The 9,532-nt window shown below is 48.6% G+C and carries 10 protein-coding genes; 8 read left to right on the top strand and 2 right to left on the bottom strand.

The window, feature by feature from the left end; all coding sequences use genetic code 11:
* Window positions 1-482: 482 nt before the first annotated feature.
* Entirely contained in the window at window positions 483-1,625 is a 1,143-nt protein-coding gene (locus J0895_RS11715; protein ID WP_207088270.1) for a methyl-accepting chemotaxis protein, read from the top strand.
* A gap of 187 nt (window positions 1,626-1,812) precedes the next feature.
* Here J0895_RS11715 and J0895_RS11710 read toward each other — a convergent pair whose 3' ends face one another.
* Window positions 1,813-2,169 carry a translation initiation factor gene (locus J0895_RS11710; protein WP_207088269.1) on the bottom strand — a complete coding sequence of 119 codons (357 nt, stop codon included), beginning with the start codon at window positions 2,167-2,169 and terminating at the stop codon, window positions 1,813-1,815.
* A gap of 166 nt (window positions 2,170-2,335) precedes the next feature.
* Between J0895_RS11710 and trpB the strand changes: the two genes are divergently transcribed.
* From trpB to J0895_RS11695, 3 genes are all read left to right on the top strand, one after another.
* Window positions 2,336-3,580: a tryptophan synthase subunit beta gene (trpB, locus tag J0895_RS11705; protein ID WP_207088268.1), complete on the top strand. Its 1,245-nt coding sequence runs from the start codon at window positions 2,336-2,338 to the stop codon at window positions 3,578-3,580.
* Between the two features lie 14 nt (window positions 3,581-3,594).
* Window positions 3,595-4,146, top strand: a complete 552-nt coding sequence (locus tag J0895_RS11700; RefSeq protein WP_207088267.1) for a CAP domain-containing protein — start codon at window positions 3,595-3,597, stop codon at window positions 4,144-4,146.
* A gap of 112 nt (window positions 4,147-4,258) precedes the next feature.
* Complete coding sequence (locus J0895_RS11695) at window positions 4,259-4,888, top strand: ribonuclease D (protein WP_207088266.1); 630 nt, start codon at window positions 4,259-4,261, stop codon at window positions 4,886-4,888.
* A gap of 240 nt (window positions 4,889-5,128) precedes the next feature.
* Here the strand turns inward: J0895_RS11695 and J0895_RS11685 are convergent, their stop codons facing one another.
* The gene (locus tag J0895_RS11685) at window positions 5,129-5,914 is read right to left on the bottom strand and encodes an RNA polymerase sigma factor SigF (protein ID WP_207088264.1); all 786 of its coding nucleotides are present in this window, start codon (window positions 5,912-5,914) and stop codon (window positions 5,129-5,131) included.
* A gap of 464 nt (window positions 5,915-6,378) precedes the next feature.
* On the opposite strand from J0895_RS11685, the gene prfB reads away from it, so the two are divergent.
* The 4 genes from prfB (at window position 6,379) to J0895_RS11665 (ending at window position 9,323) form a co-directional block, all read left to right on the top strand.
* A protein-coding gene (gene prfB, locus J0895_RS11680; protein WP_207088263.1) for a peptide chain release factor 2 occupies window positions 6,379-7,501 on the top strand; the annotation gives its coding sequence in 2 pieces (ribosomal slippage) (window positions 6,379-6,450 and window positions 6,452-7,501; 1,122 coding nt in all).
* A gap of 428 nt (window positions 7,502-7,929) precedes the next feature.
* Entirely contained in the window at window positions 7,930-8,157 is a 228-nt protein-coding gene (locus J0895_RS11675; RefSeq protein WP_207088262.1) for a DUF3285 domain-containing protein, read from the top strand.
* A 19-nt stretch (window positions 8,158-8,176) separates the two neighbouring features.
* On the top strand, window positions 8,177-8,698 hold the full coding sequence (gene ybeY, locus J0895_RS11670; RefSeq protein WP_207088261.1) for an rRNA maturation RNase YbeY: 522 nt from the start codon (window positions 8,177-8,179) through the stop codon (window positions 8,696-8,698).
* Window positions 8,699-8,786: 88 nt separating this feature from the next.
* Window positions 8,787-9,323, top strand: coding sequence for a diacylglycerol kinase family protein (locus J0895_RS11665; protein WP_207088260.1), 537 nt, complete (start codon window positions 8,787-8,789; stop codon window positions 9,321-9,323).
* Window positions 9,324-9,532 lie beyond the last annotated feature (209 nt).

The raw sequence follows: 9,532 nt of genomic DNA, 5'->3' as shown, positions 1-9,532 counted from the left end.
TTTTTTTGCGATTTAACCTGGGGTCGGGGGAGTTGATGAGAGACGCCTCACCCCCGGAAAGCCGAGACATTTTGCGATCGCCATTTTTGCACCCTTAGCCCGGGTTAAAGGGGCGATCGCTCTCCCTCTATTCCCCCCCACAGCCTCGACTCGAACCCAGGGGAAGGCGCTCCTGTGTTCCTGGGATGCTCCCCCCTTCTTTTCCGTAAAACTACGGATTTCTCAACCCCAAAGCAATCCGCCATCAGGCGATCGCTCGACCCCTTCCCCTCCCTCCTCCACCTCAGCCCCCGGAACTCCTCCCCCTCCCCAGATTCCAAAAAACCCTCCCAGAAATGATATAATTTTCTATAAATTATCATCACCGGGTAGAAAATAACTTCCTCCCTTCAATCGGTAGCAACTACAACAAATTATCAGGGTTTTTCAGACCGAAAAGGGTCGTTAAAAGTTGATCGCCTGCTAAAGAATGGAAAACTTATATGGATTCTAATCGGAAACTAAACTCGTACATTTGGCGGGTAGCGTTGCTACCTTTTGGTGGATTATTGATACTTCTGGTCTTGCTCTATTCTAACCGAGAACAAGCGCAGCAATCCTGGACCAGTCTCAAGCCCATTGCCACCCAAAATTTAGGCAGCAACGAAGCCCTCTTAACCCCCACTGAGCAACAACTTGGATCTCAAGAAATCAGGAACCTCGAAACGAGCTTAAATAACTTGCAATTAACCCTAATTCTGGGCGGATTAATCGAACTGGGGTTAATGGCTTATGCCGTATGGGCGATCGCCTCTGGAGTGAACCGACGGGTTGAGGAAGTCGCCCAAGAAATCACCGAATCCTCTCGGGATATCTCCACCACCATGACCCAACAAGAACGCATTGCCAACGATCAGGCAGCGTCGGTGAATCAAACTACCACAACAATGGATGAATTGGGTGCATCCTCCCGACAATCAGCAGAACAAGCGGAAGCTGCTGCTGCTGATGCCCGCAATGCCTTAGTCTTAACCGAAGGCGGGAGTAAAGCCGTCGAACGCACCTTAGCCGATATGTCCGCTTTAAAAGCCAAAGTGGGAGAAATCGCTGAACAAATCCTCCGCTTGAGCGAACAAACCTCGCAAATTCGTAATATCTCTGGACTCGTCAGTGATTTAGCAACTCAAACGAATATGCTGGCCTTAAATGCTGCGGTAGAAGCAGTTCGAGCCGGGGAACATGGCAAAGGATTTGCAGTAGTTGCCAGTGAAATTAGAAAACTCGCTGACCAAAGTCAGAAATCCACTGAAAAGATTAATGGGCTGGTTTCAGACATTCAATCGGCGATTAATTCCACAGTCATTGTCACTGATGAAGGCAGTAAAACGGTCCAAGGGAGTTTAAAAATTGCGAAAGAAACTGCCGAAGCCTTCGAGGGAGTCACCGAAGCCATTAATAACATTACCTTAAGTACCCAACAAATCTCTTTGAGCGCCAAACAGCAAGCGATCGCCATTCAGCAAGTCGTAGAAGCCATGAACTCCCTAAATAAAGTTGCTAGTCAAACCGCCCTAGGCATTAGCCAAGTCAAAACCGGCACCGACCGACTCAACAGCGTGGCTCAAAATTTGAAGCAAATTGTTTAGAAAAACTGCCCATATCGTGGTTCTCATGAATATACGGTAAAGCCCTCACCCCAAACCCCTCTCCCAAAGAGGGAGAGGGGCTTTAGAGATTACATAATGAGTCCACAGAACCGCTATATCTCGCCCCAATTGAAGCATTGATTTATGGGATTTATCCTTCCATTGGGGCAGTTTGGAGGAGTTAAAATCAGCCACCACTGATTTTGGCCGGGTAACCTAAACCTGTCAAAATTTCCACAACTTTTTGCTTGCAATCCCCTTGCATTTCAATCGCATTTTCCTTGACCGTCCCCCCAGTTCCGCACTGGCTTTTTAGCTGTTTTGCCAAGTCCGATAAAGTTTCGGGTTTAAGTTGAAAGCCGGTAATTTCTGTAACCGTTTTCCCCTTGCGCCCCTTGCGAGAGGCTTGAACTCGAATCTTTTGCTCAGAAGGCGGCAGTTCCGTAACCGGACGTTGCGTGGCGGCATTCGGTTGGCTACCTGTTCCGAATTCTTGATAAGCGATGCGATTGTCCCGACCCGATTTCTTTTTAGAAGCGTCCATAAACCTTATCAAATCGTATGAAACAGCAATCCACTGTAGTTTAGCCTAGGGCAAACCCCTGGGGGTTAAAAGTGGGAAAGCTAGACAAATGGAGAACTCCGGAATGAGCAGTGGCCTCGTATAATGGAAGTCGGATTCCTTTATTATTTTATTTATTGCGATCGCCGTGACTACCACACCCAGACCCCTAAACCCAACCTCAAAAGAGCAAAAACCCGATACCTTTGGCCGCTTCGGACGCTTTGGCGGCAAATATGTCCCCGAAACCCTCATGCCTGCCCTGGCGGAACTGGAAACCGCCTATCAGCAATATCGCAACGACGCGGAATTTCAAGCCGAACTGGACTTGTTACTCCATGATTATGTCGGACGTCCTAGCCCCCTGTATTTCGCGGAACGCCTGACTCAACATTATGCTAGACCCTCGGGCAGCGGCGCACAAATTTATCTGAAACGGGAAGACCTCAACCATACGGGTGCTCATAAAATTAACAATGCGATCGCCCAGGCCATCCTCGCCAAACGCATGGGCAAACAGCGGATTATCGCCGAAACCGGCGCGGGTCAACATGGCGTTGCAACGGCCACCGTCTGCGCCCGCTTTGGCCTAGAATGCGTGATTTATATGGGCGTTCAGGATATGGAACGTCAATCCCTGAATGTGTTTAGAATGCGTCTGATGGGGGCTGAAGTCCGCCCCGTTGCCGCAGGAACTGGAACTCTCAAAGATGCCACCTCTGAAGCGATTCGCGATTGGGTAACCAATGTGGAAACCACCCATTACATCCTCGGTTCAGTGGCGGGACCCCACCCCTATCCGATGATGGTCCGCGACTTCCATGCGGTGATCGGTCAGGAAACCCGCGCTCAATGTCTGGAAAAATGGGGCGGTTTGCCGGATATTCTCCTCGCTTGCGTCGGCGGCGGTTCCAATGCGATGGGGTTATTCTATGAATTCGTCAACGAATCCCAAATCCGACTCATCGGAGTAGAAGCGGCAGGGGAAGGGGTGAATACGAATAAACACGCGGCGACCCTCACTCACGGCCAAATCGGGGTCTTGCATGGGGCGATGAGCTATTTACTCCAAGATGACGAGGGCCAAGTGATTGAGGCCCACTCGATTAGTGCCGGGTTGGATTATCCCGGTGTCGGTCCGGAACATAGTTATTTGAAAGACCTGGGACGGGCGGAATATTACAGCATTACGGACAAAGAAGCGTTGGAGGCATTTCAGCGGTTATCGCAATTAGAGGGGATTATTCCGGCGTTGGAAACTTCCCATGCGATCGCCTATTTAGAAACCCTTTGTACCCAAGTTGAAGGCAGTCCTCGGATTGTGATTAATTGTTCGGGCCGGGGTGACAAAGACGTACAAACAGTAGCGAAACATCTGCTTCCTAACTCCTAAGTGGATAAAACTCAATGAAACTCGGATTTCTACTGGCAAAGCTGGCAGTCTTGACGATCGCGATGACGGTGAGTGGTTGTCAGTTTTCTGCCAATTTAGAAGCGGGATTAGAAGATGCGGGAATTGCGTTGAGTCCCCCACCGACGACTCCTGTTCCTGCAACTTCTGATTCCGAATTTAGCGAGATGGAACAACAGGTTCACGAATTGGTGAATCAATATCGGCAGGCCCAGAACCAGCCGCCTTTAACCGTAGACGCACGAATCAGTGACCAGGCCCGAAAACATAGTGAAGCGATGGCCCGGGGTGAGATGAGCTTTAGTCATGATGGGTTTGATGACCGCATCAAGGCGATCGGTCAATCTCTGGCCTATCGCAGCGCCGGGGAAAATCTAGCTTATAATATGGGCTATCGCGACCCGGTAGTCAGCGCGGTAGAGGGGTGGATTGGCAGTCCCGGCCATCAGAAGAATATGGTGGGGGCTTACGATTTGACCGGCATTGGGATTGCTAAAAATGCCAAAGGCGAGTATTATTATAGCCAAATTTTTATCAAGGGTCGGTAAGGTTCGGGTTCCTCAATCTATCAGAGACTGGGGGGATCTGAATTCCCGGAGGGGGCTGGCCTTTGATACATTGGGGGTTGAATTTACCCAGAGTTAGGATCACAGGTACGTTATGACATTGCAAGCATTTCAAGTGGGCGATCGCGATTTAACACCGGAACAGTTGGCGGGGTATTTATCCGCCACAGCGATCGCCGTGGATACCGAAACAATGGGACTCTTACCCCAGCGCGATCGCCTCTGTTTGGTGCAGATTTGCGACAGTGAAGGTCACGTCACCGTCATTCGCATCCCCCGAGGCCAAAAAGAAGCCCCCTATCTGAAAGAACTTTTTGAAGCTTCCAATATCCTCAAAGTCTTTCACTTTGCCCGCTTTGATATGGCAACCTTGCTTTATCATCTCGGCATTGCCGTCCAACCCGTCTTTTGTACAAAACTCGCCAGCAAATTAGCCCGAACCTACAGCCCTCGCCACGGACTCAAAGAAGTGGTCCAAGAACTCTCTAAAGTTGAACTGGATAAAAGCGCTCAGAGTTCCGATTGGGGCAATCCAGACAACCTTTCCGAAGCGCAGTTGAGTTATGCCGCCAATGATGTGCGCTATTTACTCCCGGTGCAACAGAAGTTACAAGCCATGCTAGAACGAGAAGAACGTTGGGAACTCGCCCAGCAGTGCTTCCAATGTTTGCCGGTGTTTATTTCTTTAGATTTACTGCAATATAAAGATATTTTCGAGCATTAATTGGCTTCAAAATTTTCATAAATTCCAGCAACTGAATTGACAAAACCCTTCAAACCAACTCGACTGGCCTCTGCATGGGTTTATAGGGGCTTGTCGGCTTGCGCCCTGATGCATTGGGTTATGCATGGGGGTGATTTGAGTCACATCAACACCCCTTGAATCTGTAGGGGTTTGGTCTCCAAACCCTCTTTACCCTCTTTTACTTTTTACCCTCTTTTACCCAATCTCTTCCGATTTTTTTTACGATTCTGTAGGCGTCACCGAAGGTTGTAACCCACTGACTAACTGTTCAATTCCGCGTTTAATCCAGCGTGTCACGGTCATGGGACTCACCCCAATTTGCTCCGCCACCTCTTTGCGGGGAATTTCATTAAAGAACACCGACTCAATCACCGCGCGAGTCTTATCTTCCAACTGACTGAGGGCTTGTTGGAGTTGTTGGCGTTCTTCTTCTAAACTTTGGAGAGATTGATAGTGATGATCCACCAAGGTATCACCCAAGGTTATCGGAGTATCAACCTGGACAGAGACCAAGGCATCTAAACTTAGGGGCATCCGATTTTGCGTAGCTAACTTCGTTTGCCGCCATTCTTCCACAGAAACCAGCAATTGTTCGGCAATCTCAGTATCTGTCGGTACACGTCCGAGGGATTGAGTTAAGGTTTCCCGAACCCGTTCGCCTCGGGTTTGCAATTCCCGCCACCGCCGGGGAATTTTCACGGAAGACCCTTTATCTCGTAAAAAATGCAGCATTTCGCCGCGAATGTAGGGGACTGCAAATGAGCTAAAGGCACAACCTTGGCTGGGTTCAAATCGCTCGATCGCCCGAATTAAGCCCAAATAACCAATTTGTTCGAGGTCTTCGTAGGGTTCAGCACACTGATGGCTGACTCGGTGAGCTATTTTTCTGACCAAGCCAGCATTTAAACGCACCAGCTGATTGCGCACAAGCACCGAGGGATGTTGGTGATAGGAGACTAATAGTTCCATCCCTCGGTAGTGCATAGAAGAGGATTGAGTCGCCATTTTATTTAGAGCCTCAAATAAAGGGATTCCCTGGTTTTCAGGGGCGGTGGATTGGAGAATAACAAAAACTGTCTTAAGAGTTAGTCAATAAATTTAACCTACTTTTAGTATGCCTTAAGATAGAGGCAGCCACTAGAGTTGTTTTACTGAACTCCTCCGAGTTAAAATCGGGCATTTCAGCAAAAATACGGAAATTTTTTCTCATCAATGTAAAGTATGTCCAGGGCTTGTGAAGAAATGTTAACGCCCGGTCAAATCGCCCCATCTTGATTCCCTGGAGAGCAAAGGCTTCGAGGCGATCGCCCCTGAAAATCCCACGCAAAGCGACGAGGGGGGTTTTTCCCATCGTCGCTTGGGTAACCAGGCATTGTCACCCCAAGGAAAACAGCTTGCTTGGCCCAAGTTTAGCTACAATAACAATTAGTTATCTGCTTGATTGAGAAAGGAAATCCGCGACAGCCAACATGGAAGTTTTAGAAATCAAACGGGAAGTTGAACAGTTGTACGATCGCCTGGGTAAAACCCAGGACTATCTTTGACATTCCCGCCCTCACTGCCAAAATCCACGACTTAGAGCAATTAGCCGCTCAACCCGAGTTTTGGGAAGACCAGAGCACAGCATCTTCTACCCTGCAAGAACTCAACGACCTCAAGTCTCATTTAGACCAATATCATCAGTGGAAAAATAGCCTAGAAGATACCAAGGCTATCTTAGAACTGCTGGAAATGGAACCAGATGAGGCACTCTGTCAAGAAGCAGAATCCACTCTCACCCAACTCGACGAAGAACTCGATCGCTGGGAATTAGAGCAATTGCTCTGTGGACTCTACGACAAAAGCGGTGCAGTTTTGAGCATCAATGCCGGTGCCGGTGGCACTGATGCCCAAGATTGGACAGAAATGTTGGTGCGAATGTACACCCGCTGGGGCGAAAGTCACGGGTATAAAGTCCAATGTAGCGAAATCTCCGAGGGAGACGAAGCGGGGATTAAGTCAGCCACTCTGGAAATTGAGGGTCGTTATGCTTATGGCTATTTGAAGGGAGAAAAAGGAACTCACCGACTGGTGAGAATTTCACCCTTTAATGCCAACGGCAAGCGACAAACTAGCTTTGCCGGAGTCGAAGTGATGCCGATGTTGGATGAATCGGTAAAGTTAGAGATTCCCGAGAAAGATTTAGAAATTACCACTTCCCGTTCCGGGGGAAAAGGCGGTCAAAACGTGAATAAAGTGGAAACTGCCGTGCGGGTGGTGCATTTACCAACGGGACTCGCGGTGCGCTGTACCCAGGAGCGATCGCAACTTCAAAACAAAGAAAAGGCCCTTGCTTTACTCAAAGCCAGATTGCTGGTAATCGCTCAAGAACAACGCGCCCAAGAAATTGCTGAAATCCGGGGGGATATGGTAGAAGCCGCCTGGGGGAACCAGATTCGCAACTATGTCTTTCACCCTTATCAAATGGTAAAAGACCTCCGCACTGGAGTCGAAACGACCAATATTACCGACATTATGAATGGCGAATTTGACGCCTTCATCGAAGCCTATCTTCGCCAGGAAACTCAACTGGGGGACAGCAATTCTCTTTAAGAATTAGGATGGATTGATTCACTTTTTTTGAGTCAAACCTATTAAAAATTCAGAATAACGGGTTCAATGTTCGGGAGCATCCCAATGAAAGCCGCCCTCACCCTAAATCCCTCTCCCAAAAAGGGAGAATGGGGCTCCGGGGGATGAGGGCAGACTGTCCAAACATCAGATGCTCCCCAATGTTCTGAGTTTTTAATAGGTTTTTTTTATTTTCTGACTCGGGTTATCCGTCAGGACTAATAAAATTTTTTAGAGGGAACTGGATAGGATTGGAGCTTTTGCGGTTCTCCCCATCGGAGTGACTTCAGGAACGGGGTAAATTCTGTCCAGGTTTTTTACAGATTGGAGGAATTCAACCCCAAAAAAGTGGTATAATTGAAAAAAATGCTATCAATTTTGTTCCGAACTCATATATTTTATTAACTGCGATGAGTCACCCATCCACCCCGTCTGAATTGTCCGACCGGCCCGAACCTGAAACTGCTCCCTTGACTGAATCTGAGCCAGGGGAATCCCCAGAAAGTCCCAAAGATAGTTATGTGAAACTGGCGATGCGAAATATGGTTCGCAAGCGAGGGATCTCTTTGCAGCACTTCTTCCTCACAACGGTGGGATTGTTAGGGCTGCTGGTGGGATTGGCGTATCTAACCCGTTAATGGAGAGGGCAAAACTATAGTGCAGTGTCAAACGATTCTACTGGATCTGAGCGTGCAAAATGCCTATTGGGAGTCTGATGTGGCTAGGACAGTGCAGTTTGATGCGATCGCAGCGGAAACCTGGGACCAGTGGTTCCAGACTTGGTTGCAACAGCTTACCACCGAACTCCCACCGGCGATCGGCTATGAACTGAGCATCCGCCTGAGTGACGATGGTGAAATCCAACAACTCAATGCCCAATATCGCCATCAAAATAAACCCACCGATGTGTTGTCCTTTGCCGCTTTAGAGGCAGAATATCCACAGATAGAGTCTCTCCCCAAAGAGATTCCTCTGTATTTAGGGGATATTATTATTTCCGTGGATACAGCGGCTCGACAAGCCGAACAGCAGGAGCATTCCGTCACGGTAGAACTCGCTTGGTTGGCGGCACATGGACTCCTTCATCTGTTGGGTTGGGATCATCCCGATGAAGAGAGTTTGACCCGGATGCTAGATCAGCAAGAAACCTTACTTACCGCCGTGGGTCTTGCCTTGTAAGGATACAGACAACACAACTTGTCAAAAAGTGAGGTTGTAGTATGGGTTCAGTATCTGAGCAAACTAACGCACGGAAGCAATACCGGCTATGAAATTAGACCGTTCGGAAATAACCGACCAACCGACTCCATCCGTTGCCCCACCATCAAAGTTGTCTACTGTCCTGCCTATGTCTCCAGAGGGATCGAACCCACCATCCAAGCGAGCATCGCATCCGCCTACCCGATTCAATCGTGATTTGTCCTGGCAGGTTGCTACGACTTTATTCATTAGTTTTAAATATGCGGCAACGGGAATTCGCTATACCTTCCAAACCCAACGCAACTTTCGGATTCATATCGTCATTGGTTCGGTGGCGATCGCCTTGGGGATTTTTTTACAAGTCGGCTTTGTAGAAATTTCCATCATTACATTAACAATTGGGGCCGTTTTAACGATGGAACTGCTGAATACTGCCCTAGAATCTGTAGTGGATTTAACGGTTCAGCAAAGTTATCATGACTTGGCTAAAATTGCGAAAGATTGTGCAGCAGGTGCCGTGTTAATCTCGGCGATCGTGGCGATCGCCGTAGCTGGATGCCTGCTGTTACCCCCCTTATTCACCTGGGTGCAAAGTATTCTTTGACTCTTCTGCCTCTTTACCCTCCCCAGTGGAGACAGTCCCCGTTCCCGTTTACACCCTGTACGGTCCCCGCTTATAGAGCGGGAGAGTTCGAGAGGGGAGCAAAACCCACGTCTTTTAAGCGTGGGATGTAGCGAACCCTTTCGCGCCCATGTTAATGGGCAGAGTCTTGTTCTGTGGGGTTAGGCAGTTGGTCTATCCAATCTTCGATT

It is taken from the genome of Phormidium pseudopriestleyi FRX01 (assembly GCF_017313335.1).
GTDB lineage: Bacteria > Cyanobacteriota > Cyanobacteriia > Cyanobacteriales > Laspinemataceae > Laspinema > Laspinema pseudopriestleyi.
The sequence above is the reverse complement of the archived record's forward strand: the minus strand, read 5'-3'. Positions and strand labels throughout refer to the sequence as shown.

Bases quoted from the DNA above. Each gene is read 5' to 3' on its own strand.
- J0895_RS11700 (WP_207088267.1), top strand. From the start codon at position 3,595: ATGAAACTCGGATTTCTACTGGCAAAGCTGGCAGTCTTGACGATCGCG.
- J0895_RS11685 (WP_207088264.1), bottom strand. From the start codon at position 5,914: ATGGCGACTCAATCCTCTTCTATGCACTACCGAGGGATGGAACTATTA.
- J0895_RS11695 (WP_207088266.1), top strand. From the start codon at position 4,259: ATGACATTGCAAGCATTTCAAGTGGGCGATCGCGATTTAACACCGGAA.
- J0895_RS11665 (WP_207088260.1), top strand. From the start codon at position 8,787: ATGAAATTAGACCGTTCGGAAATAACCGACCAACCGACTCCATCCGTT.
- J0895_RS11710 (WP_207088269.1), bottom strand. From the start codon at position 2,169: ATGGACGCTTCTAAAAAGAAATCGGGTCGGGACAATCGCATCGCTTAT.
- J0895_RS11715 (WP_207088270.1), top strand. From the start codon at position 483: ATGGATTCTAATCGGAAACTAAACTCGTACATTTGGCGGGTAGCGTTG.
- J0895_RS11675 (WP_207088262.1), top strand. From the start codon at position 7,930: ATGAGTCACCCATCCACCCCGTCTGAATTGTCCGACCGGCCCGAACCT.